Source organism: Caenispirillum bisanense, from assembly GCF_900230255.1.
Classification (GTDB): domain Bacteria; phylum Pseudomonadota; class Alphaproteobacteria; order Rhodospirillales; family Rhodospirillaceae; genus Caenispirillum; species Caenispirillum bisanense_A.
In genome coordinates this window covers 41,303-67,907 of record NZ_OCNJ01000010.1, presented here as the reverse complement: position 1 = coordinate 67,907, position 26,605 = coordinate 41,303, and the positions used below count along the sequence as shown (strand labels likewise).

At 70.3% G+C, this 26,605-nt stretch carries 29 protein-coding genes; 12 read left to right on the top strand and 17 right to left on the bottom strand.

All coding sequences use genetic code 11. The features are described 5' to 3' along the window. Positions 1–7 precede the first annotated feature (7 nt). Positions 8–949, top strand: a complete 942-nt coding sequence (locus CRP50_RS19740) for a glutathione S-transferase family protein (protein WP_097280913.1) — start codon at positions 8–10, stop codon at positions 947–949. 17 nt (positions 950–966) lie between these two features. On the opposite strand, the gene CRP50_RS25265 is transcribed toward CRP50_RS19740, so the two are convergent. Then, positions 967–1,791, bottom strand: coding sequence for a hypothetical protein (locus tag CRP50_RS25265; RefSeq protein ID WP_141415207.1), 825 nt, complete (start codon positions 1,789–1,791; stop codon positions 967–969). A gap of 922 nt (positions 1,792–2,713) precedes the next feature. After that, complete coding sequence (locus tag CRP50_RS19735; RefSeq protein ID WP_097280912.1) at positions 2,714–3,667, bottom strand: acetyl-CoA carboxylase carboxyltransferase subunit alpha; 954 nt, start codon at positions 3,665–3,667, stop codon at positions 2,714–2,716. Between the two features lie 129 nt (positions 3,668–3,796). Here CRP50_RS19735 and CRP50_RS19730 point away from each other — a divergent pair, with 129 nt between their 5' ends. Further along, a complete protein-coding gene (locus CRP50_RS19730; RefSeq protein WP_097280911.1) occupies positions 3,797–4,084 on the top strand; it encodes a toxin-antitoxin system TumE family protein in 288 nt (95 codons plus the stop codon). Continuing rightward, a complete protein-coding gene (locus tag CRP50_RS19725) occupies positions 4,081–4,422 on the top strand; it encodes a transcriptional regulator (RefSeq protein ID WP_097280910.1) in 342 nt (113 codons plus the stop codon). Before CRP50_RS19730 ends, CRP50_RS19725 begins: the two co-directional genes overlap by 4 nt. 46 nt (positions 4,423–4,468) lie before the next feature. Here CRP50_RS19725 and CRP50_RS19720 read toward each other — a convergent pair whose 3' ends face one another. Beyond that, positions 4,469–5,452 (bottom strand): HpcH/HpaI aldolase/citrate lyase family protein, encoded by a 984-nt coding sequence (locus CRP50_RS19720; RefSeq protein WP_097280909.1) that lies wholly within the window; start codon positions 5,450–5,452, stop codon positions 4,469–4,471. Between the two features lie 218 nt (positions 5,453–5,670). Between CRP50_RS19720 and CRP50_RS19715 the strand changes: the two genes are divergently transcribed. Beyond that, positions 5,671–5,865 carry a DUF2892 domain-containing protein gene (locus tag CRP50_RS19715; protein ID WP_097280908.1) on the top strand — a complete coding sequence of 65 codons (195 nt, stop codon included), beginning with the start codon at positions 5,671–5,673 and terminating at the stop codon, positions 5,863–5,865. Between the two features lie 78 nt (positions 5,866–5,943). Here the strand turns inward: CRP50_RS19715 and CRP50_RS19710 are convergent, their stop codons facing one another. Then, positions 5,944–6,120, bottom strand: a complete 177-nt coding sequence (locus CRP50_RS19710; protein WP_097280907.1) for a CsbD family protein — start codon at positions 6,118–6,120, stop codon at positions 5,944–5,946. A 111-nt stretch (positions 6,121–6,231) separates the two neighbouring features. Here CRP50_RS19710 and CRP50_RS25660 point away from each other — a divergent pair, with 111 nt between their 5' ends. Beyond that, positions 6,232–7,239, top strand: coding sequence for a DUF6635 family protein (locus CRP50_RS25660; protein WP_097280906.1), 1,008 nt, complete (start codon positions 6,232–6,234; stop codon positions 7,237–7,239). A 141-nt stretch (positions 7,240–7,380) separates the two neighbouring features. Here the strand turns inward: CRP50_RS25660 and CRP50_RS19700 are convergent, their stop codons facing one another. Continuing rightward, positions 7,381–8,607, bottom strand: coding sequence for an NAD(P)/FAD-dependent oxidoreductase (locus CRP50_RS19700; RefSeq protein WP_097280905.1), 1,227 nt, complete (start codon positions 8,605–8,607; stop codon positions 7,381–7,383). A 111-nt stretch (positions 8,608–8,718) separates the two neighbouring features. Between CRP50_RS19700 and CRP50_RS19695 the strand changes: the two genes are divergently transcribed. Continuing rightward, the gene (locus tag CRP50_RS19695) at positions 8,719–8,931 is read left to right on the top strand and encodes a dodecin (protein ID WP_097280904.1); all 213 of its coding nucleotides are present in this window, start codon (positions 8,719–8,721) and stop codon (positions 8,929–8,931) included. A 49-nt stretch (positions 8,932–8,980) separates the two neighbouring features. Here CRP50_RS19695 and gloB read toward each other — a convergent pair whose 3' ends face one another. Next, positions 8,981–9,751: a hydroxyacylglutathione hydrolase gene (gloB, locus tag CRP50_RS19690; RefSeq protein ID WP_097280903.1), complete on the bottom strand. Its 771-nt coding sequence runs from the start codon at positions 9,749–9,751 to the stop codon at positions 8,981–8,983. Positions 9,752–10,015: 264 nt separating this feature from the next. Here gloB and CRP50_RS19685 point away from each other — a divergent pair, with 264 nt between their 5' ends. Further along, positions 10,016–10,285 (top strand): hypothetical protein, encoded by a 270-nt coding sequence (locus CRP50_RS19685; protein WP_097280902.1) that lies wholly within the window; start codon positions 10,016–10,018, stop codon positions 10,283–10,285. Positions 10,286–10,362: 77 nt separating this feature from the next. Then, on the top strand, positions 10,363–11,148 hold the full coding sequence (locus CRP50_RS19680; protein ID WP_097280901.1) for a class I SAM-dependent methyltransferase: 786 nt from the start codon (positions 10,363–10,365) through the stop codon (positions 11,146–11,148). A gap of 49 nt (positions 11,149–11,197) precedes the next feature. Here CRP50_RS19680 and CRP50_RS19675 read toward each other — a convergent pair whose 3' ends face one another. Both CRP50_RS19675 and CRP50_RS19670 read right to left on the bottom strand, forming a co-directional pair. After that, positions 11,198–12,733 carry a M48 family metalloprotease gene (locus tag CRP50_RS19675; RefSeq protein ID WP_097280900.1) on the bottom strand — a complete coding sequence of 512 codons (1,536 nt, stop codon included), beginning with the start codon at positions 12,731–12,733 and terminating at the stop codon, positions 11,198–11,200. A gap of 34 nt (positions 12,734–12,767) precedes the next feature. Further along, a complete protein-coding gene (locus CRP50_RS19670; RefSeq protein WP_097280899.1) occupies positions 12,768–13,043 on the bottom strand; it encodes an Lrp/AsnC family transcriptional regulator in 276 nt (91 codons plus the stop codon). 37 nt (positions 13,044–13,080) lie between these two features. On the opposite strand from CRP50_RS19670, the gene CRP50_RS19665 reads away from it, so the two are divergent. Both CRP50_RS19665 and pip read left to right on the top strand, forming a co-directional pair. Beyond that, positions 13,081–13,929 (top strand): thermonuclease family protein, encoded by an 849-nt coding sequence (locus CRP50_RS19665; RefSeq protein WP_097280898.1) that lies wholly within the window; start codon positions 13,081–13,083, stop codon positions 13,927–13,929. Further along, positions 13,926–14,945 carry a prolyl aminopeptidase gene (pip, locus tag CRP50_RS19660; RefSeq protein WP_097280897.1) on the top strand — a complete coding sequence of 340 codons (1,020 nt, stop codon included), beginning with the start codon at positions 13,926–13,928 and terminating at the stop codon, positions 14,943–14,945. The genes CRP50_RS19665 and pip overlap by 4 nt, the downstream gene beginning before the upstream one ends. Positions 14,946–14,975: 30 nt before the next feature. Here the strand turns inward: pip and glk are convergent, their stop codons facing one another. The 8 genes from glk to dgcN all read right to left on the bottom strand — a co-directional run bounded on the left by glk (position 14,976) and on the right by dgcN (position 25,090). Next, positions 14,976–15,977: a glucokinase gene (gene glk, locus CRP50_RS19655; protein ID WP_097280896.1), complete on the bottom strand. Its 1,002-nt coding sequence runs from the start codon at positions 15,975–15,977 to the stop codon at positions 14,976–14,978. A gap of 27 nt (positions 15,978–16,004) precedes the next feature. Beyond that, positions 16,005–17,399, bottom strand: a complete 1,395-nt coding sequence (otsA, locus tag CRP50_RS19650; protein ID WP_097280895.1) for an alpha,alpha-trehalose-phosphate synthase (UDP-forming) — start codon at positions 17,397–17,399, stop codon at positions 16,005–16,007. Positions 17,400–17,425: 26 nt separating this feature from the next. Then, positions 17,426–19,900 (bottom strand): glycoside hydrolase family 65 protein, encoded by a 2,475-nt coding sequence (locus CRP50_RS19645; protein ID WP_097280894.1) that lies wholly within the window; start codon positions 19,898–19,900, stop codon positions 17,426–17,428. Beyond that, entirely contained in the window at positions 19,897–20,754 is an 858-nt protein-coding gene (otsB, locus tag CRP50_RS19640; RefSeq protein ID WP_097280893.1) for a trehalose-phosphatase, read from the bottom strand. Before otsB ends, CRP50_RS19645 begins: the two co-directional genes overlap by 4 nt. Further along, a complete protein-coding gene (locus tag CRP50_RS19635) occupies positions 20,747–21,502 on the bottom strand; it encodes a beta-phosphoglucomutase family hydrolase (protein ID WP_097280892.1) in 756 nt (251 codons plus the stop codon). Before CRP50_RS19635 ends, otsB begins: the two co-directional genes overlap by 8 nt. Before the next feature lie 255 nt (positions 21,503–21,757). Next, positions 21,758–22,957: a sensor domain-containing diguanylate cyclase gene (locus tag CRP50_RS19630; protein WP_245913550.1), complete on the bottom strand. Its 1,200-nt coding sequence runs from the start codon at positions 22,955–22,957 to the stop codon at positions 21,758–21,760. A gap of 118 nt (positions 22,958–23,075) precedes the next feature. Beyond that, a complete protein-coding gene (dgcA, locus tag CRP50_RS19625) occupies positions 23,076–24,083 on the bottom strand; it encodes an N-acetyl-D-Glu racemase DgcA (protein ID WP_097280890.1) in 1,008 nt (335 codons plus the stop codon). A gap of 8 nt (positions 24,084–24,091) precedes the next feature. Further along, entirely contained in the window at positions 24,092–25,090 is a 999-nt protein-coding gene (gene dgcN / locus CRP50_RS19620; RefSeq protein ID WP_097280889.1) for an N-acetyltransferase DgcN, read from the bottom strand. A 524-nt stretch (positions 25,091–25,614) separates the two neighbouring features. Here dgcN and CRP50_RS19615 point away from each other — a divergent pair. Continuing rightward, positions 25,615–25,917: a helix-turn-helix domain-containing protein gene (locus tag CRP50_RS19615; protein WP_097280888.1), complete on the top strand. Its 303-nt coding sequence runs from the start codon at positions 25,615–25,617 to the stop codon at positions 25,915–25,917. Between the two features lie 5 nt (positions 25,918–25,922). Here the strand turns inward: CRP50_RS19615 and CRP50_RS19610 are convergent, their stop codons facing one another. After that, positions 25,923–26,123: a bacterioferritin-associated ferredoxin gene (locus tag CRP50_RS19610; protein WP_097280887.1), complete on the bottom strand. Its 201-nt coding sequence runs from the start codon at positions 26,121–26,123 to the stop codon at positions 25,923–25,925. Positions 26,124–26,273: 150 nt separating this feature from the next. On the opposite strand from CRP50_RS19610, the gene CRP50_RS19605 reads away from it, so the two are divergent. Then, positions 26,274–26,453 carry a hypothetical protein gene (locus CRP50_RS19605; protein ID WP_097280886.1) on the top strand — a complete coding sequence of 60 codons (180 nt, stop codon included), beginning with the start codon at positions 26,274–26,276 and terminating at the stop codon, positions 26,451–26,453. The last annotated feature ends 152 nt before the right edge of the window (positions 26,454–26,605 follow it).

The following is a 26,605-nucleotide window of genomic DNA, read 5'->3' as shown; positions in this document are numbered from 1 at the left end:
CACGACCATGGGCCTTCTCGTCGACGGCAAATGGCAGGACCGCTGGTACGACACCAAGTCCACCGGCGGCCGCTTCAAGCGCCAGGAGAGCGCCTTCCGCCACCGCATCGGCAGCGACCGCTTCCCGGCGGAGGCGGGGCGGTATCACCTGTTCGTCTCGCTCGCCTGCCCGTGGGCGCACCGCACCCTGATCTTCCGGGCGCTGAAGGGCCTGACGGACGCCATCAGTGTGTCGGTGGTCGACCCGCTGATGCTGGAGAACGGCTGGGAGTTCGGCTCCGACGGCGACCCGCTGACCGGCAAGCGCTACCTGCACGAGGTCTATACCGCCGCCCTGCCCGACTACACGGGCCGCGTCACCGTGCCGGTGCTGTGGGACAAGCAGGCGCAGACCATCGTCAACAACGAAAGCGCCGAGATCATCCGCATGCTGAACGCCGACTTCGGCGATCTGGCGAGCGGGCCGGACTATTATCCGGTCGACCTGCGGGACGAGATCGACGCCGTCAACGCGCGCGTCTACGACACCATCAACAACGGCGTCTACAAGGCCGGCTTCGCCACCGCCCAGGACGCCTACGAAGACGCCTTCGACGCCCTGTTCGCGAGCCTGGACTGGGTGGAAGAGCGCCTGTCCCGCCAGCGCTACCTCGTCGGCGACCGGCTGACGGAAGCCGACTGGCGCCTGTTCACCACGCTGGTGCGCTTCGACGCGGTCTACGTCGGCCACTTCAAGTGCAACCTGCGCCGCATCGCCGACCATCCGGCGCTGTCGGGCTACCTGCGCGAGCTGTACCAGGTGCCGGGCGTGGCGGAGACGGTCGACTTCGACCACATCAAGCGGCACTACTACGGCAGCCACCCGACCATCAACCCGACCGGCATCATCCCCAAGGGCCCCGCCCTGGACCTGAGGGCACCGCACGGGCGGGAGCGGATCGGCGCCTGACGCGGGCGTGGCCGCCACTACTCGTCGAGCGTCACCCTGATCGAAGCGCTTCCGTCATCGGGATAAATGAGCGAGAATATATTCGCGGCCGTCTGAAGCCATTTCACCCGCTTTTCAAGGGGCCATTGCGACTCGGGTGACGGAAGCGTCTGCAGCAGTCCTTGAACGAATGGATGAAGCTGCTCGATGCCGCCTGAGGCTTTGGAGCTGACAGGCGCAGGCTGCACCAGCTCATCACTTTCTGAAGTGGCCTCCTCTTCATCGTCGCGAACAGTGCGCTCATTGAGCTCATTCAGGTGTTGCACGTGCGGACGAACGAGCTTGTTCTTACCGTGAGCGAAAAATCCGGCTTGAAGCGCAGACCGCTCGAAGGCCTGGCGCGCCTTGTCCTTTTGCTTGGGCGATACGCCCAGCGAAGCCATCGCGTTTTCTAGCCCGCCCGCCTCAGGAAGCAGCCTCCCCTGATACCGCTCATGGATTTCGCGGTACAGGGGTACACTTAGAAAGGCTTCTGCCCTAGCAGCCAATTCCGTTGAAGGATCTACGATGCGCTGACCAAGCTGCGTCAGCTCGACTTCTCCGCGCTGCACCTCAACCAAACCAAACATCCGAGCGGCAGATAGCTTCAAGCGAAACGTGCCGCTTGAAGCAACCTGACCAAGCTGTCCTGCGACCTGATCGCTACTCGCTTTGCTGCCAAACCTATTAAACAAGATATTTGCAATCTGAATTGATGTTTCAAGATCATTGTAAGGAAATTCGATCGTTGAGCGAAAACGACCTTGCGATACATCCTCTTTTTCCAACTTCGTTGATACCGAATGATCTGATGCATCAGACATTTCGACAAACCTCCTTATGGGGATCTGTATGCGATTTTATAAGGCATTCACAATAAGAATTCAATTAGAGGAAGAGGAGTGGGATTTAGGAAAGCAAAATTTCCTCCACTGCGAGCCTGCTCAGGCCTCGCGCCCCATACCCCGTCTGCGACCAGAAGACATGCTAAGTGACCGAAAAGATTGAAGTTTTTTTGTTCGTCCAGGCAAAATCGGGCGAAAAGAACGGCGACCCGCATAGATAATCGGCAGGAGTTGCGGGTCGGTACATCCACTTGACCAGGTGCCTACCGCATGGCATCTTCAGCATGTGGAGCAGGATATAGGGTCAGACAGCCCGGTCCCCCACAACGGACAGTGCCCGCCCCTCACCGAGGTCCAGTCGGCAAAGGGCGGGCACAGGTATGGGCGACTCGCCGGGCGCTTGCACTGACGAGTCTTGTGGGTCTTGGCATAATCCCCACTGCATTATCGCAGGCCACGACTCGTAGGGCAAGCGTTTGCACCGAACAGGAGGTCCCCATGGAACCCTGCGTGCACGTTCGCGCCTATTGGCGTAAGCGCTTTGGAATGCGGGAGCGGGTGCGGAAGCACGTTCGCCGGTGGCCGCGGGCTTAGTCAGTTCGGGGCGGGCGAGTAATTGCCCGCCCCAACTTGCGCCTCAACAGGAATCTGTGCCCAAGTCTCTGTAGTGATGTCTGGTCTTCCAGCCGGCACTGGAACCCGAGAGGTCTCAGCTGTCAAATTAGCCTGAACCTCTAGTCCCCTGGGCGATACGCAAGCACTCGCGGACGTTAAAGTCAGCCAGAACATGACCGGCACGCCCGGCGGTCCGGCACGATCCAACGCGGCCGGGCAACTGAGCAAGCGTCATGGCTGAGCAAAAGAAGAATAGGGCGGAGGATTGGTCCACCGCCCCTTCCCCTTATTCCAGCCCGTGGCGGCCCATTTCCAGGAACTTGTCGCGGCGCTTGGCGCGCAGCACGCCGCCCTCGGTGGTGATGAGGCCCGAGAGGTGGCGGTCGATGGTGTCGCCGACCGCCTCGATGGCGTTCTTGCGGGCGCGGTGGGCGCCGCCGAGCGGCTCGGCAACGATCTCGTCGATGACGCCGAGGCGCAGCAGGTCCTGCGCCGTCAGCTTGAGAGCCTCCGCCGCCGCCTGCGCCTGCTCGCCGGAGCGCCACAGGATGCCGGCGCAGCCTTCCGGGCTGATGACCGAATAGATGGAGTGCTCCAGCATCAGCACCACGTTGCCGGTCGCCAACGCAATGGCGCCGCCGGAACCGCCTTCGCCGATGATGCACGAGATCAGCGGCACGCGGATGTCGAGGCAGGTCTCGATGGCGCGCGCGATGGCTTCGGCCTGGCCGCGTTCCTCGGCGGCGACGCCGGGATAGGCGCCGGCGGTGTCGACCAGGGTGATGACCGGCAGGCGGAACTTGTCGGCCAGGCGCATGAGACGGCGCGCCTTGCGGTAGCCGTCGGGCATGGCCATGCCGAAGTTGTGCTTCACCCGCGTCTCGGTATCGTGGCCCTTCTCCTGGCCGATGACCATGACGCTGCGGCCGCGGAACCGCCCGACGCCGCCGACGATGGCTTCGTCCTCGGCATAGGTGCGGTCGCCGGCCAGCGGCTGGAAGTCTTCCACCAGCTGGGCGATGTAGTCGAGGCAGTGCGGCCGGTCGGGGTGGCGGGCGACCTGCGTCTTCTGCCAGGGGGAGAGCTTGGCATAGGTGGCCTTGAGCTGCTTCTCCACCTTGGCCTGCAGGCGCGCGACCTCGTCGGCGATGTTGATGCCGTCTTCGTCGGACAGGTGGCGCAGGTCGGCGATCTTGCCTTCGAGCTCGGCGATGGGCTTTTCGAAATCGAGGAAGTTCATGGCGTCCCGGGTTCGTCCGTGTGCGGCCCAAGGGATAGCACAGAGGACGCCCGGGGAAAGCCCCAAAAACGGCTGAGGGGGCCCACGCGGCCTGTTGACCGCGCCTGGCGTGTTGGTAAAATCTCCAACATGAAGGCCGTGCTCCTGCTGCGCGAACGCCATGTGGTGGCGGAGGACGCATTCGTCGAACTGCGGATCTGGCGCGTGCCGGATCCGGTTCGCGGCTCCCACCACGGCTTCAAATACGCGCTGGCCTACGTCGTCCGCGGCACCTGCGTCCTGCGTTACGACAACGAGGCCGGCAAGGGCGACCACCGCCACCGCGGCGACGCAGAAGAGCCCTACGACTTTCGCAGCCCGCGGCAGCTGCTGGACGACTTCTGGACCGACGTCGACACCTGGAGGCCACAGCCATGACGACCGTCACCCTCTCCCTGGCCGATCGCGACGACGTCACGCGGCGGGCGTTGGCCGCCTTCGACGGGGAGGCGCAGGGCGCCCGTATTTCCTTCGCGTCCGTCGAACTCCTGTGGAAGACCCTGACGCCGAAGCGCTGGGAACTGCTGCAGGCGCTGGCCGGCCAGAAGGCCATGAGCATCCGTGAAGCGGCCCGCCGGGTGGAACGCGACGTGAAGGCGGTGCATGCCGACGTCCATGCCTTGCTCGATGCCGGCCTGCTCGACCGCACGGCGGAGGGCAGTATCGTCTTCCCTTACGACGCGGTCCACGTCGACTTCACCTTGAAGGCAGCCTGAGCGGCGGGGCGGCGACCCACCGGCCGCCGCCCCCCGCAGACCGTCCTTACTTGCCCAGCGCCTTGATCTGCTCGGCGGTCTTGACCATCACCTCGGCCTGCTTGATGGAGGCGATGTCGATGAGCTTGCCGTTGAGCGTCACCGCGCCCTTGCCGGACCGCTGCGCCTCTTCCATGGCGTCGAGGATGGCCTGGGCCTGGGCCACGTCCTTCTCCGACGGCGAGAACAGGTCGTTGGCGAGGTCCACCTGGCTCGGGTGGATGGCCCACTTGCCCTCGCAGCCGAGGATGGCGGCGCGGCGCGCCTGGGCCTTGTAGCCCTCGGCGTCGGAGAAGTCGCCGAACGGGCCGTCGATGGGGCGCAAGCCGTTGGCGCGGGCGGCCACCACCATGCGGGCGATGGCGTAGTGCCACATGTCGCCCCAATGGAAGTCGCGGTTGCCGGTCTCCAGCGTGTCGGTCAGCACGCCGTAGTTGGGGTTCGGGCCGCCGATGTTGACGGTGCGCGCCTTGGTGGAGGCGGCGTAGTCGGCGACGCCGAAGTGCAGGCTCTCGTTGCGCTTCGATGCGGCGGCGATTTCGTGGACGTTCTGCATGCCGAGCGCGGTTTCGATGATCATCTCGAAGCCGACGCGCTTGGTCCAGCCCTTGGCCTGCTCGATCTGGGTGACCAGCATGTCGAGGGCGTAGATGTCCGACGCGGTGCCCGCCTTCGGGATCATGATGAGGTCGACCTTGTCGACGCAGGCTTCCAGGATGTCCACCACGTCACGGTACATGTAGTGGGTGTCGAGGCCGTTGATGCGGATCGACACGGTCTTGCCCGACCAGTCGAGGTCGTGCAGCGCCTGGATAATATTCTTGCGCGCCTGCTCCTTCTCGGAGGGGGCGACGGCGTCCTCCAGGTCGAGGAACACCACGTCGGCGTTGCCCGCCGCGGCCTTCTCCAGGAACCGGGTGTTGGAGCCCGGAACGGCCTGTTCGCTGCGGTTCAGGCGGGCCGGAGCCTGCTCGACGATGGTGAAGCTCATCCTGTGATCCTCCCAAAAAAACATGAAATTAAATTACAATCTGCTGCGGTGCAGCGAAACGTTCGGCATTGATGGCCGGATCACGGGCGGAAGTCAATGGGGAAGGCGGCGGTGTCGCCACGCTGCCGGAAAGCCTGTGTGACTAGGTTACAGACGGGCCGGCGACGGCGGTGCTTCACTCGGACCATCGAAACGGTTTCAGCACGGAGAGGGATACCATGTCTCAGAACGTCGGCGGCATCGACCGCATCCTGCGCATCGTCGTCGGCCTGGCCCTCATCGGCCTGGCGCTGGCGGGCGTCATCGGCTGGTGGGGCTACATCGGCGCCGTGCCGCTGCTCACCGGCATCATCGGCTGGTGCCCGGCCTACCTGCCGTTCGGCATCAAGACCTGCAACGTTAAGAACGCCTGAGGCGCCGCGCCTCGACGGAACAGGGGGAGGCGCCAGGCGCCTCCCCCTTTCTGCGTTCCGGCAGTCGACGACGACCGCCTAGTCCTTGCCGCGCAGGGCGTCCTTGGCCTCGCCGGTCTTCTTCTGGACCTTGCCTTCGGCCTGGTCGGCGCGGCCTTCGCGCTGCATCTCCTTGTCGTCGAGGGCCTTGCCCACGGCTTCCTTGGCGGTGCCCTTGACGTCCTTGGCTTTGCCCTTGGTGCGATCTTCGTCCATGGGGTCTCTCCTGTGTTTTGTGTTGCTGGTTACCCGACCAACGCGACCGCCGCGGCCGGGGTTGGCGGTTCCGCCCTTTTTCCGCCGCAGGCCGCTCCCATATTGTCGGGCATGGACACGACCGCACCCGCCGCCCTGCCCGCCCTCGCCGACGACCGCCCGCCCGCGCGGGTGGTGGAAGAAGCCGCCCGCCGCTGGGCGGGCGGGTCGCGGCTGCGGGTGGAGCCCTTCGTCGACACGCATTTCACGCTGCTCGGCTCGGCGCGCCTGCACAAGGCGGCGCTCGGGCTCGACATCCTGCGCGCGCCGGTGAACGTGGTGCTGGGCGTGGCGACGGCCGGCGCCCAGGCCACCGGCGCCGCCGCGCGTCTGGTGGGGGCGAAGCAGGCCGGCGCCTGGCTCGGCCGGCGAACGTGGTTCCTGGAGACCGACGTCGGCCGCGAGATCCTGTTCCGCATCCACGACGAACTGCTGCACCTGCCCGCCACCGTCGGCGACCGCCGGGTGAACCGCGACGGCATCATGGAGGCGATAATGGCCGACCCGCAGGTGCGCCTGCGCCTCGGCGCCCTGCTCGCGGCCCTGTCGCAGCGCACCGACGATGCGGCGTTCCAGGACCGCCTGACCGAGACGCTCGCCACCTACGTCGGCAGCCGCACCGCCGCCGCCGAGCTGGCCGGCAACCTGAGCCTCGCCGCCGCCGGCTTCGCCGCCTATCACCAGCTGACGCCGGGCGTCGTGTCGCTGGCCGCGCCGCTGTCGGCGACGCTGGCCAAGACCATGGCGGTGTCGGGCTTCTGGGCCGGGCCGTGGGCCGGCGGCCTGTGGTACGGCATGGTCGGCGCCCCGGCGGCGAGCCCCCTGCTGGTCGGCAGCGTGGCGCTGGCCCTGGCCGCGCCGGTGGCGGTGCTGACCGCCTTCGCCGGCGTGGTGACCGACCCGGTGCAGCGCCGCCTCGGCCTGCATCGCCGCCGGTTGACGACGCTGGTCGACGTGGTGGAACGCCAGCTGACCGGCGACCGCGAGGCGGAACTGCGGGTGAAGGACTACTACGTCGCCCGCGTGTTCGACGTGCTGGACGTCACCGCCGCCTGCTGGCGTGCCCTCGGCGCCCGCTGAGGGCCGGGGACGGGGTCGCGACCGATCGGAGCATGGCTCATGCCACTCCTTGCCCGGTCAAGGAGTGGACGGCGCGACCGCGCCGCGCGGCCCCTGCCGCGGAAGCCAAGCGCGCGGAGCGCGCGCCCGGCGCTTGAGGGCCTACAAACCGACTCGCGCAGCAATCCCCTCCGCCGCCCGCAGGGCCGTCGCGAAGGTGCCCTGCAGCAGGTAGCCCCCCGTCGGCGCCTCCCAGTCGAGCATTTCCCCCGCCACGAAGACCCCCGGCAGGGCGCGCAACTCCAGCGTCGCCCGGTCCACCCCCTCGAACCGCACGCCGCCGGCCGAGGAGATGGCGCGGTCGAGCCCCGCCGTCGCCGTCAGCCGCAGCGGCAGGGCCTTCACCGCCGCCGCCAGACGGCCGGCATCGGCGCGGGTGGCGTCGTCGGTCGCCTCGTGCAGCAGGGCGACCTGGGCCGGCGCCAGCTTCAGCGCGGCCTTCAGGTGGGCCGGCAGGGACTTGCCGCGCCGCGCCGCCAGCCGTTCCGCCACCTGCGCCGGGGTCAGGTCGGGCTTGAGGTCGACCAGCAGGGTCGCCGTGCCGTCGCGCTCGATGGCGTCGCGCAAGGGCGCCGACAGGGCGTAGACGGCGCCGCCCTCGATGCCGCGGGCGGTGAGCACCATCTCGCCGCGCACGGTGCGGCCGGCGAAGGTCAGCGCGATGGTCTTCACCGGTGCGCCGGCGAAGCGCTCGGCGAGATAGGGGCTCCAGCCGGCGACGAAGCCACAGTTGCTCGGCCGGAAGGGCGCCAGCGGCACGCCGCGCGCCGCCAGTTCCGCCGCCCAGCCGCCGTCGGAGCCGAGGCGCGGCCAGCTCGCGCCGCCGAGCGCCAGCAGAACGGAGTCGGCCGTCACGTCCTCGCCGCCATCGAAGCGCAGGGTCCGGGCATCCGTGCCGAAACCGAGCCAGCGGCGGCGGGTGTGCAGCACGACGCCCAGGCTCTCCAGCCGCCGCAGCCAGGCGCGCACCAGCACGCTCGCCTTGAAGCTGTCGGGGAAGACGCGGCCCGAGGTGCCGACGAAGGTGTCGATGCCGAGCCCGGCGCACCACGCCCGCAGCGCGTCCGGCGGGAAGGCGGCCAGCAGGTCGGCGAAATAGCCCGCCTCGGCGCCGTAGCGGCCGACGAAGCGCTCCAGCGGCTCGGAATGGGTGATGTTGAGCCCGCCGCGTCCGGCCATGAGCAGCTTGCGCGCCGGCGAGGGCTTGGCCTCGTAGACGGTGACGGCGGCACCGCGCGCCGCCAGGATCTCGGCGGCGAACAGACCGGCGGGACCGGCGCCGACGACGGCGACGGAGGGGCGGCGGGAGGGCGCGGAGGCGGGCGTCATGGCCGCCTATGTGCCCCAGCCGGGGCGGCAACGCAAGCCTGCCCGCACCCGTTGAGGAGGGCGACGGATCTTCCCTTCCCCGCCCCATCCCCCCAGCGACAGGAGACGCGCATGAGCGACAACGTCTACAGCAAGACCGAGGTCGTGGGCTCCTCCAAGACGTCCATCGACGACGCCATCCGCAACGCCGTCCGCACGGCTTCCAAGAGCGTGCGCAACACCGAGTGGTTCGAGGTCTCCGAACTGCGCGGCCACATCGTCGACGGCGAGGTCGGCCACTTCCAGGTGACCCTGAAAATCGGCTTCCGCTACGAGAAGGACTGATCCGGCACCGCCGGGCGGGGAGCGGCGCAGCGGCGCCGCCCTCCTGCCCTCAGAACCGGTCCTTGCGCCCGCGCACTTCGGCGAACACCGCCTCGGGCGCCGCCCCCGCGAGGCCGAGCCGCGCCATCAGGTCGGCGTCGTCGGCCCGCAGGAAGGGATTGGCGAGCTTTTCCTCCCCCAGCAGCGACGGCACCGTCGGCAGGCCGGCGGCACGCAGCGACTCGATCTCGCGGCCACGGGCCTTCAGCGCCTCGTTCTCCGGGTCGAGCGACAGGGCGAAGCGCAGGTTCGCCTGGGTGTACTCGTGGGCGCAGAACACGCGCGTGCCGTCGGGCAGGGCGCGCAGCTTGGTCAGCGAGTCCCAGAACTGCGGCGGCGTGCCCTCGAACATGCGGCCGCAGCCGAGCGAGAACAGGGTGTCGCCGCAGAACAGCGCCTCCGACTCGGCGAAGTGATAGGCGATGTGGCCGCGCGTGTGGCCCGGCACGTCGAACACCTGCGCCACCGCCTCCCCCAGCCGCACCGTATCGCCCTGCCCCACCTGCACCTGGATGCCCGGGATGCGGCCGGCGTCGGCGCGCGGGCCGACGATGGTGCAGCCGGTGCGCGCCTGGACCTCCAGGTTGCCGCCGACGTGGTCGGGGTGATGGTGGGTGTTGAGGATGTGGGTGATGGTCCAGCCCAGCGCCTCGGCCCGGTCCAGCACCGGCGCCGCCTCCGCCGGATCGACCACCGCCGTGGCGCCGCTGTCGGGTTCGTGCACCAGATAGACGTAGTTGTCGGACAGGACGGGGATCTGCTCGATCGCGAGCCGCGCCACGGGCGCCTCCTTCAGTGCGAGGACGGGGTTTCCCGCAGGCTATCATCGCACGGGGCGCCGCCGCCACCCGCCCAAGGGCCGTTCCGTTCGACCATCGAAGGGCGTATCATCCCTGCGCCCGGATCGGGTTCCGGAGCGTTGTCTGGCGGAGATGCGCGATTATCTGTCGGCTGTGCCGCGAAAATGTCGCGGCCGACGGTGACCGGCCTCACTGCCGGACCGCATGTGAAAGCGTAGCGTCGGGTGCCGAGGAGGACGACGGCCATGCTGACCCAGAAGACCCTTCACACGCTGCGACGCCGGGGTTTCTCGCCCGGCGAGATCTCCCGCATCGAGCAGTCGGCGACCGGCCGCTGCGACCGCACCGGGCGCCGGCTCGACGCCGAGGCGGTGACCCACGCCGCCTGCGGCGGTGATCCGCTGGCGCTGAAACTGGCGCCGCTGGTGCGCGAGCGGCCCGCGGACGCGCTCGACCCCGCCCTCATCGACGCCTGCATCGCCCTGTCGGAGCGCATGCGGGCCGACATGCGCTGACGAAAGGACGACGCCCGCCCGTGCTCCCGGCCCCGGCGCGACAGCCCCCGGAACCCCGTGGTAGACTGCCTGCCGCGATGTGGACCGATATCGTCGACCTGCGCGACTTCTACGACAGCGGCCTCGGCCAGATGGCGCGCCGGCTGCTGAGTCGCCGCCTGCGCCAGCTGTGGCCGGACACCCGCGGCATGCGGGTGCTCGGCCTCGGCTTCGCGACGCCGTTCCTGCGCCCGTTCCTCGACGGCAGCGAGCGGGTGATGGCGGTCATGCCGCCGGCCCAGGGCGTGCTGCGCTGGCCCGCCGACGGCCCCAACCGGGTGATGCTGGCCGACGAGACCGAATTGCCGCTGCCCGACCGCTCCGTCGATCGCCTGATCATCGTCCACGGACTGGAGCACACCGAGCACATGCGGGCGATGATGCGCGAATGCTGGCGGGTGCTGACCGACGGCGGCCGCATGGCCATCGTCACGCCCAACCGGCGCGGCATCTGGGCCCGCATGGAGCGCACCCCCTTCGGCACCGGGCGCCCCTACAGCGAGGGCCAGGTGACGCGGCTGTTGCGCGACAACATGTTCACGCCCCTGGAAGTGACCGCCGCCCTCTACATGCCGCCGGTGCGCTGGCGCATGGCGCTGGCCTGGGCCAAGGGGGTCGAGGACCTGGCGAGCCGCTGGCGCTGGACCAACGCGGTCGCCGGCGTGCTGGTGGTGGAGGCCGCCAAGCAGATCTACGCCGCCCCGCACGACAAGGTGCCGGCGCGGCGGCGGGCCTATTCGGTCATCTCCGGTCCCTTCCGCCCGGCGACCTCGGGCCGCCCGGTGCGTCCGGCCATGCGCGAGGGGATGGACGGCGAGGGGTGACCGCCCCCGCCCGCGCGGGATGCCGCGCGGGAACCGCAGCCGCCCCGCCCTACTGCGTCACGATCTTCACCAGTTCCCCCGCCTGCAGCCCGTCGGTCACGGCGAGGTCGTTGAGCAGACGGAACCAGTCGTCGTTGAAGGCACCGTAGGGCATGCGGGCGGACAGGTCGCGGATGGTGTCCGCCGCCTCCACCCGCGTCACGATGAGCCGCAGCGGCTGCACCGCCGACGCCTCCGCCGCGCTCAGGTGGCGGAAGCTGTAGGTCATGCGGCGGAAGGCCTCGTCGTAGCGGCCGAACTGGCCCGCCGGGGCGATGAACAGGAAGCGCACCACCGTACCCGCCGCCGGGGCGGGCGCCACCACCGCCTGGCCGCGCACCGGGCCGCTGCGGCTGTCGAGGCGCACCGGCACCGTCGCCGCCGGCAGGCCGTTCAGCGCCAGGGCCTCGGCCCGTCCCGCCGCCGCGCGGCCGGCCCAGCGGGCGAGCGCCTCGTCCGGCGTGCGGCCGCGGGCGAGGTCCACCACCGCCGCGGCGCCGGAGGGATGCTGCGCCGTCACGCGGCTCTTGCCGTTGACGAGGCGGAAGCCGTCCGGCGCGTCGAAGGCGATGCGCAACTGCGGGTGTACGAAGCGCCGGCCGCGGTCGAGGATCAAGCCCTGCTCGGGGTCGTCGCCGAACAGCATGCCGCTGATCTCGTTGAGGTAGGGCTCGCGCGCCACCACCGGGGCGGGCGGCCGCGCCGCCTCGGCCAGTTGCATGGCCTGGCGCACGCGGTCGACGCTGCGCGGGTGGGTCGCCATGATGTTGTAGGCATCGACATCGCCCGGATCGCGCCCGGCCATGCGGGCCTCCAGCCGCGCCTGATCGCCCAGCGTCTGCAGGAAGGTCGCCATGGCCTCCGGGTCGTAGCCGGCGGCGCTCATGTAGCGGACGCCGAGCAGGTCGGCCTCCATCTCCTGGTCGCGGGAATAGCCCTTGATGTAGGCCTGCGCCCCGTAGCCGGCCAGGTTCGCCAGTTCCGACGAGCCGGTCGCCGCCCCCAGCACCAGCACGCCCAGTTGGGCCAGCAGGCCGGCCCCCTGGCGTTCGGCGGAATGGCGAGCGGTGACGTGGCCGACCTCGTGCGCCACCACGCCGGCCAGTTCCGCCTCGCTGGAGGCCATGGCGAGCAGGCCGCGGGTGATGGTGATCTTGCCGCCCGGCAGGGCGAAGGCGTTGACGATGGGCGTGTTGGCGACCGTCACCTGCCACGGCAGGTCGGGGAACTCGGTGAACGGCACCAGCTTGCGCAGGATGGCGTCGGCATAGCCCTGCAGGCGGCTGTCCTGATAGGGGCCGCCGAATTCCTCCAGCAGCTTGGGATATTCCTGGGCACCGAGGCGGACGTCGTCGCCGATGTCGGAAAAGCCGGTGAAGCTCGACCGCCCGGTCGCCGGATTCTGGGCGCAGCCGGCGAGCGCCAGCGTCGCGCCCGCCGCCGCCCCGCCCAGCAGCAGGCGCCGACGACTGAGCCCGCCGCCGGCCGCACAGCCGCAGCCGGCGTGGTGCAGGTGGGAGCCATGGGGCGGGCGCGGCGGAGTCATCGGGCCTCTCCTGCGGCGGCGAGCGGCCGGCGGGTCACGCGATGCGCGTGCCGCCCGGGCTCTTGTCGGGCGTGAAGGCGTTGAAAGTGATGAGCGTGAAGGTATCCTTGACGCCGGTCAGCGTCTGCACCTTCTCTGTCACGAAGCGGCCGACGTCGACGTCGTCGTCGACGTAGAACTTGGCGAGCAGGTCGTACTGGCCGGAGGTGGAATAGATCTCGGAAATCTGCTCGATGTCCTCGACGGCCTGGTCGGCGACCTGATAGGCCTTGCCGAGTTCGCATTTGATCATCACGAAAACCGCGCGCATGACACTGCCGATCCCTTTGAAATTCCGGACGATCCGCATGGTACGGGCGGATTGGGGCTCGATCAAGGCGCTGCTCCTCGCGCTGGCCCTGCTGGCCGCGCCGGCGCAGGCGACGGAGCTCGACGATCTCGGCACCGCCCTCGCCGAGGCCGGCCAGGGGCGGGTGACCGAGGTGATCGACGGCGACACGGTGGTACTCGACGACGGGCGCGAGGTGCGCTTCGTCGGCATCCAGGCGCCCAAGCTGCCGCTCGGCCGGCCCAACTTCCCGGAATGGCCGCTGGCGCCCGAGGCCAAGGCGGTGGTGGAAGAGCTGATCGGCGGTCGCGTCGTCGCCGTGCGCCCCGGCGAGACGGGCCGCGACCGCCACGGCCGCGTGCTCGCCCACCTGTTCCGCGCCGACGACGGCCTGTGGGTGCAGGGCGAACTGCTGCGCCGGGGAATGGCGCGCGTCTACACCTTCCCCGACAACCGCCGCCTCGCAGCCGACCTTATGGCCGCCGAGGCCGAGGCCCGCGCCGCCCGCCGCGGCCTCTGGGCGCTGCCCCACTACCGCGTCCGCGACGCCGGGCGCCTGCCGGAGGACGCCGACGCCGAGGGCGGCTTCCAACTGGTGCGCGGCGTGGTGCGCGACGTGGCGGAGGTGCGCGGAACGACCTACCTCAACTTCGGAGCCGACTGGCGGACGGATTTCACCGTCAGCCTCGACTCCGCCGCCCGCCGGTCGTTCCAGGCGGCGGGCCTCGACCTTGCCGCGCTGGAAGGTCGGGAACTCCTCGTAAGGGGCTGGATTCGCTCCCGCAACGGCCCCATGATCGAAGTCACCCATCCCGAGCAGCTGACGGCCGACCCGGCCCTCGTCCGCCCGGGGCAGGAGGATCCGTGAGCAAGGACACCGCCATCGTGCGCTCAGCCGCCGCCGCCGAAGACAGCCTGTTCCCGCCCGTCGAAGCCCGCGCCTCCGGGCATCTGGCCGTGGATGCCGTCCACCGCCTGTACTGGGAGGAGAGCGGCAATCCCGACGGCGTGCCGGTGGTGTTCCTGCACGGCGGACCGGGCGGCGGCGTCGGGCCGCAGTTCCGCCGCTTCTTCGACCCGACGTTCTACCGCATCGTGCTGTTCGACCAGCGCGGCAGCGGCCGCTCCACCCCCTTCGCCGACCTGCGCAACAACACCACCGGGCATCTGGTGGAGGACATCGAGGCCCTGCGCACCCACCTGGGCGTCGACCGCTGGCTGGTGTTCGGCGGCTCGTGGGGCTCGACGCTGGCGCTCGCCTATGCCGAGGCGCACCCGGAGCGCTGCCTCGGCCTCATCCTGCGCGGCATCTTCCTGTGCAGCGACCCCGAGATCGACTGGTTCCTGCACGGCATGGGCCGCTTCTTCCCGGAAGCCGCCCGCGCCTTCGCCGGCTTCCTGCCCGAGGAGGAACGCTGCGATCTGCTCGGCGCCTACTACCGCCGCCTCGCCGATCCCGATCCGGCGGTGCACGGGCCGGCGGCGCGGGTGTGGTCGGCCTACGAGGAATCGTGCTCGCGCCTGATCCCGACGCGCAGCCTCGCCGCCGCCGATCCCGGCGCCGCGCCCGCCGCCTCGTCCGGGCGGCCGGAACCGGCGCTCGCCCTGGCGCGGCTGGAGGCCCACTACATGATCAACCGCGGCTTCCTCGACCCCGGCCAGCTCATGGCCGGACTGCCGCGCCTGCGCGACCTGCCGGTGACCATCGTCCAGGGCCGCTACGACATGGTGTGCCCCATCGCCACCGCCGACGCCGTCGCCCGCGCCCTGCCCGACTGCCGCTACGTGGTGGTGCCCGACGCCGGGCACTCCGCCCTGGAGCCGGGCATCCGCCGCGCCCTGGTGGAAGCGACGCAGGACTTCCGCCGCATCAGCGGCCCGTAGCGGCCGCCGGCCGAACGGCCGGGACGTCGCCTAGACCACCAGCCCCGCGAGGCCCACGAAGGCCGGGTAGCGGTGGGTCACGACGTCGACCGGGATGGCCGCCAGGTAGTCGCGGAAGCGCCCCTTGGCCTCGAACTTGGCGCGGAAGGGGCTGGCGCGAAACAGGTCCAGGTAGCGCGGCACGATGCCGCCCATGATGGTCACGCCGCCCAGCGCGCCCGACGACAGCGCCAGATTGCCGGCCACCGTGCCCAGCATGCCGAACATGAGGTGCAGCGCCCGCAGGCAGACGTCGTCCTCGCCGTCGAGCGCGCGGCGGCCGATCTCCGCCGCCTCGCCGGCGGCCGGTTCCACGCCCTCGACGCCGCACAGCGCCTGGTAGAGGTTCACCAGCCCGGCGCCGGAAATCACCCGTTCCGCCGAGACGTGGTCGAAGCGACGGGCGAGGCGCTCCAGCACCGCCGCCTCGCGGGCGTCGGTGGCGGGCATGGTGACGTGGCCGCCCTCGGTGGCGACGGGTACCACACGCCCGTCTCCCGTCGGCACCAGCAAGGCCACGCCGAGCCCGGTGCCGGGACCGAGCACCGCCACCGGCATGCCGGGCACCGACGCGCCGCCGCCCACCCGCACGCGGTCGGCATCGGTCAGCAGCGGCACGGCGAGCGCATTGGCGACGAAGTCGTTGACCACGGTCAGGCGGTCGAGCCCCAACGCCTGCCGGGTCGCCTCTACGGAAAAGCGCCACGGGTTGTTGGTCAGCGCCACCGCGTCGCCGGTGACCGGGCAGGCGACGCAGAAGGCGCCCCGCACCGGCGCCGCCGGCGGGCGCACCTCGGCCAGATAGGCCCGCGCCGCCGCCGTCGGTCCCTCGTAGTCGGCGCACAGGAGGGTGCGCGAGTCGTGCGCCACCCCGTCCGGCCCGACCAGCGCGAAGCGGGCGTTGGTGCCGCCGATGTCGGCGATCAGGCCGGGGCCGGCGGCGGCAGCGGTGCCGTCGGCGGAAGGGGCGAGGGTAACGAGCGGCGGCACCATGGCGGCTCCGTCAGGCGGTGGAAGGCGTCACGCAGCACCATACCCGCCCTCGGGCACGGCGCGCAGCACCGACAGGAAGCGTTCGCGCCATTTGTCGAGGGAACTGTCGTGCACCTTCTGCATCATGGCCTCCCACCGCTCGGTGCGTTCCTCCAGCGACATGGCGAGCGCCCGGTTGAGCGCGTCGGCGACGTTCTCGTGGTCGAAGGGGTTGACCAGCACGGCGGCGTCCAGTTCGCGCGCCGCGCCGGCGAAGCGCGACAGCACCAGCACGCCGGGCTCGTGCGGGTTCTGGCTCGCCACGTATTCCTTGGCGACCAGGTTCATGCCGTCGCGCAAAGGGGTGACCACGCCGACCCGGCAGGCGCGGTAGAAGCCGGTCAGGGTCTCGCGCGGGAAGCCCTTGTTGAGGTAGCGGATGGGCATCCAGTCCAGTTCGCCGTAGACGCCGTTGATGTGCCCGGCGAGGTGTTCCAGCTCCGACCGGATGGCCTTGTACTCCGGCACTTCGCCGCGCGAGACCGGCGCGATCTGCATGAGCGACACGCTGCCCTGGTGCGACGGGAACTTCTCGAGGAAGCGCTCGAAGGACCGGAACCGCTCGGGGATGCCCTTGGAGTAGTCGAGACGGTCGACGCCGATCATCAGCCGCCGCTCGCCCATGTGCTTGATGAGGCGCCGCACCGCCGGTTCCTGCATGGCGTGGGCGGCGGTGCGCTGCATGGCCTCCACCTCGATGCCGATGGGGTAGACCTCGGCGCGCAGGGTGCGGCCGAAGGCGCGCAGCATGTTGTCGCCCAGAAACTCGCCGCCCTGCTCGTGGACGATGTAGTCCTGGAAGGCGCGCAGGTCGTTCATGGTCTGGAAGCCGACCACGTCGTAGGCGCACAGCGACCGCGCCAGCCGCTCGTGGCTCGGCAGCGCCAGGAAGACCTCCATGGCCGGGAAGGGGGTGTGCAGGAAGAAGCCGATGCGGTTGGCCACACCCAGGCGCCGCAGTTCGCTGGCGAAGGGGATCAGGTGGTAGTCGTGCACCCAGATGTCGTCGGTGGCGCGCAGCAGCGGCTGCAGCTTTTCGGCGAAGTGGGTGTTGACGCGCAGGTAGCCGGTGTAGTCCTGCCGGTTGAAGTCGGCGAGGTCGAGGCGGTAGTGGAACAGCGGCCACAGGGTGCGGTTGGCGAAGCCGTTGTAGTATTCCTGATGGTCGCAGCGCGACAGGTCGAGGGTGGCGTAGGTCACCGGCGGCGCCTCGGTGACGGCGGGCTCCTCGGCCGGGCGGACCGCCGTCTTGCCGCTCCAGCCGAACCAGATGCCGCCGTTTTCCTGCAGGGCCTCGCGCAGGGCGACGGCGAGGCCGCCCGCCCTGGCCGGGCCGTCGTCGGGCACCGCCACGCGATTGGATACCACCACCAGTCTCGACACGGGTCGTTCTCCTTGGTCTTGTGCGGTCACGCGCCGGACGGCGAGGCCGGCGGCTGCCGCAAGGTGAACGCGCGGCTCTCACCGGCGTTGAGGGACGCCGCCTCGCCGGCCACCCGCACCCGCAGGGGCTCGGTCCAGTCGGGGGCGGCGGAAAGGGTGAGCGTGTCTCCCACCACGGCCACCTGCAGCCACTTCTCGCGAAAGCGCACGCGCAGCGAGACGTCGCGCAGGTGGTGCGGCATGACCGGGTCGAGGCAGAGCGCCCCGTCGTGCACGTCGAGGCCCGTGAAGCAGCGCTGCACCAGGTCCACCGTGCCCGCCATGGCGCCAAGGTGGATGCCTTCCGCCGTGGTGCCGCCCTGGATGTCGGACACGTCGCTTTCGAGCGCGGTGCGGAACAGCTCCCACGCCTGTTCGGGCCGGCTGCGCGCCATGACCCAGGTGTGCACCAGGTAGGACAGGGTGGAGCCGTGGCTGGTGCGGGCGAGGTAGTAGTCGATGGTGCGCTGCCACTGCTCCGGCCCGAAGTCGTAGCCGAGGCGCGCCAGCAGGCCTTCCAGCACCCGCTCCGGGAACAGGTAGAACAGCATCAGCACGTCGGCCTGCTTGGACAGCTTGTAGCGGTTGGCGCTGTCGCCCTCGGCCTCCAGGATGCGGTCGAGGCGGTGGATGTCGCCGTAGCGGGCGCGGTAGCCCTCCCAGTCGAATTCCTTCAGCCGCTCGTAACCCTCGAACTGGCTGAGGATGCCGTCGTCGTGGAAGGGCACGAACATGCGCCGGCCCATGTCGGCCCACTGCGCCGTCTCCTCCGGCGTGATCTGCAGCTTGGCGCACAACTCGGCGCGGCTTTCGGGGTCGATCTCGGCCAGCAGCGTCTCGGTCGTCGCCATGAGCCAGGCGGTGAAGACGTTGGTATAGGCGTTGTTGTTCAGCCCCGGTTCCTCGGCGTCGGGATAGGCGTCGTGGTACTCGTCCGGCCCCATGACCCGGTGGATCTCGTAGCGCTCGCGCGTCGGGTTGTAGTGGGTGATGCTGGCGAAGAAGCGGGCGATCTCCAGGATCAGCTCGGCGCCGCGGCTTTCCAGGAAGGCGCGGTCGCCGGTGGCGGTGTAGTGGGTCCAGGCGTTGTAGGCGACCGCCAGCGACACGTGCCGCTGCTGCCACGTGAAGTCGGGCACCCAGCGCCCCGAGCGAGGGTTGAGGTGGACCACCTGGCTTTCCTCCCGCCCGTCGCTGCCCGACTGCCACGGGAACATGGCGCCGCGCAGGCCCGCCGCCTGCGCCGCCGCCCGCGCCTTGCCGAGGCGGTGGTGGCGGTAGCGGATCATGGCCTTGGCGATGGCCGGCAGGCGGAACTTGAGGAACGGCAGGATGAACAGCTCGTCCCAGAACACATGGCCGCGATAGGCCTCGCCGTGCCAGCCGCGCGCCGGCACGCCGACGTCGAGGTCGACCGTATTGGGCGACAGGGTCTGCAACAGGTGGAAGACGTGCAGCCGCAGGATCATCTGCGTGCGGGCATCGCCGTTGACGGTGATGTCGCTGCGCCGCCACAGCCGTTCCCACGCCCGCCGGTGGGTGGCCTCCAGGTCGCCGAGAACGGGGGCGCAGTCCACCGCCTCGCGCGCCGCCAGGCCAGGCTCGGAGATGGCGACGTCGCGCCCGGTGTGGAGCGCGGCCACCTTCTCCACCGTCACCGGCGCGTCGGGCCCCACCTCCAGGTGGAAGGAGTGGGTGACGCAGCCCTCGGCGGCGGCGATGCGGCCGGGGATCTTCAGCCGCTGGCCGCCGCGCACCAGCCGGGTGCGCGCCGCCTGGCCGATGCGCTGGCGGCTCTGGGTGAAGGCGGTGACCAGGGTCATCATCTCGTCGCCGCAGACCTCGCCGGTGCAGGCCGCGGCGTCGATCAGGTCCAGGTGCGTGCTGGCGAGGCTGGCGTAGCGCTTGACGCCGGCGTTGATGACGCGGCCGTCCAGGGTGGAGCGGATCTCGACGCCGCCCGACCAGTTCTTCGGCCGCACCGACAGCTCCTGCGCCATGAGGTGCGGGTATTCCATGTGGACGAAGCGGCGCGCCGCCACTTCGGTCTCGCGGCCGTCGCGGTCGCGCACGCCGACGCAGAGGGTGAGCACGCCCCCGCGCAGGTCCAGCTCCTGCCGGAACGACAGCACCTCGCAGGCGGCCAGCGTGAACCAGTCGCCGCCGTCGGGACGAAAGCCGATGGTGGTCCAGTCGGGCAGGTTGACCAGATCCTCGTTGACGATGCCGCGGCCGGCGATCTCGGTCGTCAGGCGGTTGTAGCCGCCGGCGAGGTAGGTGCCGGGATAGTGCACCTCGTCGGCATGCGCCCAGGGAAAGGCGCCGCGGCTGACGCAATAGCCGTTGCCGAGGGCGCACAGCGCCTCGCGCAGGCCCTGTTGTTCGGGCACGAAGGCGTCGTAGGCGAGCGTCCAGCCGTCGGCGGACTGGACGGCGGAGTGGGTGGCGGTGCGGCCGGTCATGGCGCGTCCTCCTCGCCGCCCGCCTCCGCCAGCCCGGCGAGGCGGGCCAGCAGCGTCAGGATCTGGTCGGGGTCGTCGACGCGGAAAGCGGCGGCGGTCTCGCGCGCCGGGTCCTCCGCCGGGTCGGCGCACAGGATGCCGAGGCCGCCGTCGACGGTCTGCAAGGCGCGGAAGGCGTCCTCGTCGGTCACGTCGTCGCCGAGGAACAGCGGCGCCACGTCCGGCCGGTCCAGGTCCAGCGCCTGCAACAGCCACAGCACGCACTTGCCCTTGTGCCAGTCGATGGCGGGCTGCAGCTCGAAGACCTTCTTGCCCGGCTTTTCCTTGAGGTCGGGGAAGCGGCCTCCCACCTCGTCCAGCACGGCGCGGAAGGCCGGGTAGTCGGCGTCGGCGATGCGGCGGTAGTGGGCGGCGATGGAGAACTTCTTGCGCTCCACCTGGGCGCCGTCGATGGCGTCCAGGCCCGCGTGCAGCGCCCGTTCGGCGGCGTCGAGCGTCTGCGACCAATCGCCGGAGACGGGATTCTCCAGGGTGCCGCCGCCCGGCACCTCGACGTCGAAGCCGTGGCTGCCGGCGTAGATGAGCCCGTCGATGGCCACCAGCCGCTCCACGTCCGGCCGGTCGCGGCCCGAGACGACGGCGACCGGCAGCACCGCGGCCACCCGCCGCACCACGGCGCGGGCGGCGTCGCTCAGCACCGCGTCCTCGGGGCGCGGGACGATGGGCGTCAGGGTGCCGTCGTAGTCGAGGAACAGGGCCGGCGTGCGGCCGCCCAATGCGGCGGCGAGGGCCTGCGGGTCGTCCAGGGCGTGCGGCACGTCGGCGACGCGGCGGTGGGTGAAGGTGTCAGACACGGTCGTATTCTCCGAGATCCGAGACGACGACGTGGGCGCCGTGCTCCAGGAGGGCGGCCACGCCGGCGCCGCGGTCGATGCCGATGACCAGTGCGAAGCCGCCGGCGCGGCCGGCCTCGACGCCGACCACGGCGTCCTCCACCACGGCGGCACGGGCGGGATCGGCGCCCACCTGGCGGGCGGCGGCGATGAAGGTGTCGGGGGCGGGCTTGCCGGGCATACCGTCGCGGACGGCGGTGACGCCGTCGACGATGGCGGCGAAGAAGTGCGTCAGCCCGGCGATGTCGACGATCATGCGGGCGTTCTTGGACGACGAGCACAGGGCGCAGGCGATGCCGGCGGCGCGGCAGCCTTCCAGGAAGCGCACGGCGCCCGGGAAGACCTCCACCCCGTCGCGCTCCACCACCGCGCGAAACAGGCCGTTCTTGCGGTTGCCGAGACCGCAGACCGTCTCGGCGTCGGGATCGTCCTCGGGCGAGCCCCACGGCAGGTCGATCCCGCGCGACTGCAGGAACGAGGCGACGCCGTCGTAGCGCGGCTTGCCGTCGACGGTGGCGGTGTAGTCGCCGACCGCGTCGAAGGGCACGAAGGGCTCGCCGGTGCGGCGGGCGCGCGCCTCCAGGAAGCCGTCGAAGAGTTGCTTCCACGCGGCGGCGTGCAGGCGGGCGGTGCGCGTGATGACGCCGTCCAGATCGAAGACGACGGCAACGAGTCCCAGCTCCGTCGGCCGGGGCAGTGCGCGGTTCATCCCTTTGCCTTTCCTTGGGCGGCGGCAGCGGGCGAACACGCACGAACGGCGCGCGCGGTCCCGTTGCTTCCGACTCCCCTGCGAACGGCTGGCGCCGATCACGGGTTCCTCAGCAGAATCAAAGCGGTGACACGTGCTTGCCGGTAATCGTAACAGGCGGGGCGGGAAAAGGGTACCCCCGCCGTCCCGCCCCGGGTGTGACGGGGCGCGGGCGGGGGGCGGGCCGGCCGAGGAAAACGGGCGGGCGGCGGCGGATCAGAAGAAGGTTTCGTCGCCGATGGTGACGACGCGGTCCTTGCCGCTCTTCTTCGCCACGTACATGCGCTGGTCGGCCTTTTCCACCAGGTCGGCCCAGTCGGCGGCGTTGTCGGCGGTGCGCTCGGCGACGCCGATGGAGGCGGTCTGCTCGGTGCCGTCGGGGCGCTGGCCGAGGCCCTCGGCGCGCAGGCGCTCGATGGCGACGCGGGCGCCCTTCTCGTCGGTGCCGGGCATGACCACCAGGAACTCCTCGCCGCCCCAGCGGATGAGGATGTCGCCGCGGCGCAGCACCTTGCGCAGCTGGTCGGTGGCCTTGCGCAGGGTGTTGTCGCCTTCCTCGTGACCGTAGCGGTCGTTCACCGACTTGAAGTTGTCGAGGTCGACGAAGGCGAGCGACAGGGTCGAGCCCGAGCGCATGGCGGTGGAGAACTGCACGTCGAGCAGTTCCTCGCCGACGCGGCGGGTATAGACCTTGGTCAGGGCGTCGTGGCTGGCCTGGTTCACCAGCTGGATCATGAAGTGCAGCTGGCTCATGCCGGCCAGCGTCGCCACCACGGCGATGAGGCCGAGCAGCCACAGGGCGCCCAGGTAGGTGCGGAAGGGCAGCAGCTCGAAATCCCCGGCGACGATGCCGATGGTGGCCAGCACCAGCGGCGCCGAGAACACCGCCCCCTCCAGCGCCGTGATGGGGAAGACCGACAGGCCCGCCACCATGACGAAGGGCAGGAAGGCGTAACCCGCCGCCAGCGCCTGGGCCATGCCCTCGATGGGATAGCCCGACACCAGCGGGTCGGAGATCAGGAAGAACACCGTCGGAATGGCGAGCAGCGCCCCCAGCGCCAGGTTCGCCACCTTCATGTCCTCGGTATTGCGGAAGGCGAGCGCCACCGCGGCGAAGGCCGCCGAGGCCAGGACGCGCAGTCCGGCCAGCCACCACGCCAGGGGCTCGGGGAAGATGGACAGGTCGACGCCGATCCACAGCGGCGTCAGCACCGCGAAGACGGCGGCCACCCAGCGGACGCGGGAGACGATGAGGCCGGCGCGGCGGCGCTGAACCAGCGGCGAATGGGCGCCGGGCACGGCCAGGTCGTGCAGGATGGCGCGACTGACTTCCCGCGAGAACCGCGCCAACGCCCCGTCGAAGTACGCACTCGTACCGCGCCGCGCCGTCCCGGACTTCAGGTCGCGGGGATCCACACTCTCATCCCGCATCGCAATCCCCCATACCACTTTTGAGGGGAATAGAACGGCGCGCGGCGCTTTGCAAGGAAAATGCCCCGGCGCCCCCGCGATTCCGGGGGTGCCGGGGCGGGGTTCAGCCCCACAACGTGGCGGCAGGGGGAAACAACGTGCCGTTGTCGAAGGAGATGCCGCCCGGCCGATCCCGTGCCAGCAGCAGCGGCCCGTCCAGGTCGACGAACTCGGCGTCGTGGGCGACCAGGGCGGCGGGCGCCATGGCGAGCGACGTGCCGACCATGCAGCCGACCATGATGCCGAGCCCGGCCTCGCGCGCCGCCGCCCGCAGGCGCAGCGCCTCGGTCAGGCCGCCGGTCTTGTCGAGCTTGATGTTGACCACCTGGTAGCGGTCGGCGAGCGCGCCGACGTCGGCGGTGGTGTGCAGGCTTTCGTCGGCGCACAGGGGCACCGGGCTCGTGTAGCCGCGCAGCCAGTCGTCCTGCCCGGCCGGCAGCGGCTGCTCGATCAGGTCGACGGCGAGGTCGGCCAGCGTCGGCATGACCGCCTCCATGAGAGCCGGCGTCCATCCTTCGTTGGCGTCGACGATCATGCGCGCCGTCGGGGCCGCCGCGCGCACCGCCCGCACCCGCTCGACCACCAGGTCGGCGCCCACCTTCACCTTGAGCAGCGGCCGCGCGGCGAGGCGGGCGGCCTTCGCCGCCATCTCGTCGGGGGTGCCGATGCCGATGGTCTCGGCGGTCACCAGGGGCTTGGGCTCGGGCACGCCGGCCGTCCGCCACGCGGGGACGCCGGTCTCCTTCGCTTCCAGGTCCCACAGGGCGCAGTCCAGCGCATTGCGCGCCGCGCCGGCCTTCATGGCGCCCTGCAGCGCCGCCCGGTCGAACCCGGGCTCGGCGATGCGGCCGCGCAGGGCCTCGATGGCGGCCATGACGCCTTCCACCGTCTCGCCGTAGCGCGGGTAGGGCACGCATTCGCCCCGCCCGCCCGGCCCCTCGGGCCCGCGCGAGAGGCCGACCACCACCACCTCGGCCGAGGTCTTGGAGCCGCGGGCGATGGTGAAACTGCCGGTGATGGGCCAGCTTTCGTGGGCCACGGTGAGGGCGAGCGGGCGGGTATCCACCACCATGCCGCCCCTCACGCCAGCCGGTCGACGATGGGCGCGACGCCGGTGCGCACCGGGTCCACCGTCGGCAGGCCGAAGCGGTCCTCGGTCTCCTTCAGCACGCGCTCGGCCTGCTCGGGCGACAGGCGCTTGGTGTTGAGGGCGATGCCGACGAAGCGCGGCTGCGGCACCGTCAGGCGGGCGCAGGCGAGGTTGAGGTCCATGCACTCCTGCAAGCCGGGCAGCGCCTGGTTGGGCAGGCCGCGCATGTGCAGGCGCTCCGGCTCGTGGCAGAGCACCAGCGACTCGGCCTGGGCGCCGTGCAGCAGCCCGAGGGAGACGCCGGCGAAGCTCGGGTGGAACAGCGAGCCCTGGCCCTCGATGATGTCCCAGTGGTCGTCGTCGTTGGCCGGGCACAGGGTTTCGACGGCGCCCGAGATGAAGTCGGCGATGACGGCGTCGACGGAAATGCCGCTGCCGGCGATGAAGATGCCCGTCTGGCCGGTGGCGCGGAAGTCGGCCTTCAGGCCGCGGCGCTTCATCTCCGCCTCGAGGGCGAGGGTCGTGTACATCTTGCCGACCGAGCAGTCGGTGCCGACGGCGAGCAGGCGGCGGCCGGTGCGCGGCTCGCCGGTGCCGACGCCGAAGCGGTCGCGCGGGTGGCGCACGTCGGCCAGCAGCCGGCCCTCGCGGTCGGCGGCGGCGCGCAGGGCGGGGATGTCGACCAGCCGCTGGTGCAGGCCGGCGGCGACGTCGTAGCCGAGGGCGATGGCGTCGAGGAAGGTCTGCTGCCAGGCCTCGGAAATCACGCCGCCGCGGTTGGCGACGCCGACCACCAGGGTGCGGGCGCCGGCCTCGCGCGCCTCTTCCAGGGTCATGTCGGGCAGGTCGAGGCTGGTGTTGCAGCCCGGCAGCCGCAGCTGGCCGACGCACCACTCCGGCCGCCACTGGGCGACCCCGGCCGCGGTCTTGGCCGCGAGGTCGTCGGCTGCATCGCCGAGGAAGAGGAGGTAGGGATGCTGCAACTGCACGTCGGGTCTCCTTGCGGTGGTTTCTCCGTCGGTGCAGCGACTATAGCCCCTTTCCGCCGCCGGTTCGAACCCTCCCGGCGTACGTCGGAGGACGGAGGGGCGGGGCACAGGTCCGGGAAAGCAAGCGCTTCATGCACGGCCGCCAAGTCTGCCATCCGCTGATCCACCAGAGATCGCAGCCGAACAACAATCTGATGACACCTACCCCCTACGGCCTTATCTTTCCCAAGGTAACTGTGAAGGGGAGGGGCAATGAGAATACCGCTTGCATTGGGCCTGCTGATCGTGGTTTCAGCCTGCGCGCCACGCATGGCGGCGGGGACAGACGACACAGTGACCTATTTCGTAAGAACCGGCATCATAAACAATAACATGCCGGAAGCTTCCGCAAACGCCTCGGCCTATTGCAAGGCGAGGGGTTTTGCAGGGCACACAATGCAATCCATGGAAGACTTCGGAAATAGGTCGGCAGTGACGTTCCGCTGCAAATAGGTTCGGGTTTCCTCCCAGGGGCCGCACTTCCCTTGCCGTATCAAACACAATACCAACTCCATGAAGCAGACGCCGAGGACCGGGCCGTCATCGCGGCCCGGCGCGACGATCCGACCCTGTCCGTCGAGCGCGTGGGGCGTCTGCTGGCGGGCGAGTCCGCGGTGCTGCTGTGGCGCGAGGAACGCGGCCTCAGCCAGCGGGCACTGGCCGCCGCTGCGGGGCTGTCGCCGGCCATGCTGAGTGAAATCGAAAACGGGAAGAAGACGCCGTCCCTGCCGGCGGCGAAGGCCCTGGCCGATGCCCTGGGCCTGGATCTCGACGATCTGTTCGGCTGACCGGCCTATTCCGCGGCCATCGGCATGTCGCGCTGCGCCATCTCGAGGCGGGCGTCGGCGATGCACTGGCGGGCGCAGTCGAAGCAACGCCCGCACTGGGGGCGGGCGTCGAGGGCGGCGAAAGCCTGGCCTACGGTCTTTGCCCCGGCCTGGGCGGCGCGGGTAAAGTCCTTGTCGGTCAGGGCGTTGCAGATGCAGACGTACATGTCGCCGTCCCCTGGTGGCCGGAATACCCGACGGCGCCGCTATGCGACTAATTCTCATTTTCCGTCGCCGTCTTCTCCGATATAATCCAGAACCACAGGCGGAGCAAGCGAACGAGTCGCATCCGCAGCAAAAATTTCAGGGAGACTGCCGTGTACCTGTGGCGCAACCTGAAGCCCGCCCACCTGCTGGCGGTGCTGTCGCCCCATCGCGGTGCGCCCGGCAAGGGGGCGGACACCCGCCCGGAGTCGGCGCCCGAGGCGGCGCCGCAGCCCGGCGAGACGGTCGCGACGCCCCGCGCCCCGTCCCCGCCGCGCAGGGGCGATAGCTAACGCCTTGCTTTTGCTGCCTCGCGCTGCGCGAACGCGGGGCAGACGGCGCGACATTTGCGTTCCGGTGCGGTTTCGGTTTATCCATTGGAGAACGTTTTTGTATACAAACGCTCCAATCGGCCAAGAACACGAACCGCAACAGGGATCCGTCC

Coding starts and splice junctions, on each gene's coding strand:
- CRP50_RS19715 (WP_097280908.1), top strand. CDS start 5,671: ATGTCTCAGAACGTCGGCGGCATCGACCGCATCCTGCGCATCGTCGTC.
- dgcA (WP_097280890.1), bottom strand. CDS start 24,083: ATGGTGGTGGATACCCGCCCGCTCGCCCTCACCGTGGCCCACGAAAGC.
- CRP50_RS25265 (WP_141415207.1), bottom strand. CDS start 1,791: ATGTCTGATGCATCAGATCATTCGGTATCAACGAAGTTGGAAAAAGAG.
- CRP50_RS19735 (WP_097280912.1), bottom strand. CDS start 3,667: ATGAACTTCCTCGATTTCGAAAAGCCCATCGCCGAGCTCGAAGGCAAG.
- CRP50_RS19645 (WP_097280894.1), bottom strand. CDS start 19,900: ATGACCGGCCGCACCGCCACCCACTCCGCCGTCCAGTCCGCCGACGGC.
- CRP50_RS19675 (WP_097280900.1), bottom strand. CDS start 12,733: ATGACTCCGCCGCGCCCGCCCCATGGCTCCCACCTGCACCACGCCGGC.
- CRP50_RS19680 (WP_097280901.1), top strand. CDS start 10,363: ATGTGGACCGATATCGTCGACCTGCGCGACTTCTACGACAGCGGCCTC.
- CRP50_RS19700 (WP_097280905.1), bottom strand. CDS start 8,607: ATGACGCCCGCCTCCGCGCCCTCCCGCCGCCCCTCCGTCGCCGTCGTC.
- CRP50_RS19610 (WP_097280887.1), bottom strand. CDS start 26,123: ATGTACGTCTGCATCTGCAACGCCCTGACCGACAAGGACTTTACCCGC.
- CRP50_RS19695 (WP_097280904.1), top strand. CDS start 8,719: ATGAGCGACAACGTCTACAGCAAGACCGAGGTCGTGGGCTCCTCCAAG.
- glk (WP_097280896.1), bottom strand. CDS start 15,977: ATGGTGCCGCCGCTCGTTACCCTCGCCCCTTCCGCCGACGGCACCGCT.
- CRP50_RS19730 (WP_097280911.1), top strand. CDS start 3,797: ATGAAGGCCGTGCTCCTGCTGCGCGAACGCCATGTGGTGGCGGAGGAC.
- CRP50_RS19720 (WP_097280909.1), bottom strand. CDS start 5,452: ATGAGCTTCACCATCGTCGAGCAGGCTCCGGCCCGCCTGAACCGCAGC.
- CRP50_RS19740 (WP_097280913.1), top strand. CDS start 8: ATGGGCCTTCTCGTCGACGGCAAATGGCAGGACCGCTGGTACGACACC.
- CRP50_RS19665 (WP_097280898.1), top strand. CDS start 13,081: ATGGTACGGGCGGATTGGGGCTCGATCAAGGCGCTGCTCCTCGCGCTG.
- CRP50_RS19670 (WP_097280899.1), bottom strand. CDS start 13,043: ATGCGCGCGGTTTTCGTGATGATCAAATGCGAACTCGGCAAGGCCTAT.
- CRP50_RS19635 (WP_097280892.1), bottom strand. CDS start 21,502: ATGAACCGCGCACTGCCCCGGCCGACGGAGCTGGGACTCGTTGCCGTC.
- CRP50_RS19710 (WP_097280907.1), bottom strand. CDS start 6,120: ATGGACGAAGATCGCACCAAGGGCAAAGCCAAGGACGTCAAGGGCACC.
- CRP50_RS19685 (WP_097280902.1), top strand. CDS start 10,016: ATGCTGACCCAGAAGACCCTTCACACGCTGCGACGCCGGGGTTTCTCG.
- CRP50_RS25660 (WP_097280906.1), top strand. CDS start 6,232: ATGGACACGACCGCACCCGCCGCCCTGCCCGCCCTCGCCGACGACCGC.
- CRP50_RS19725 (WP_097280910.1), top strand. CDS start 4,081: ATGACGACCGTCACCCTCTCCCTGGCCGATCGCGACGACGTCACGCGG.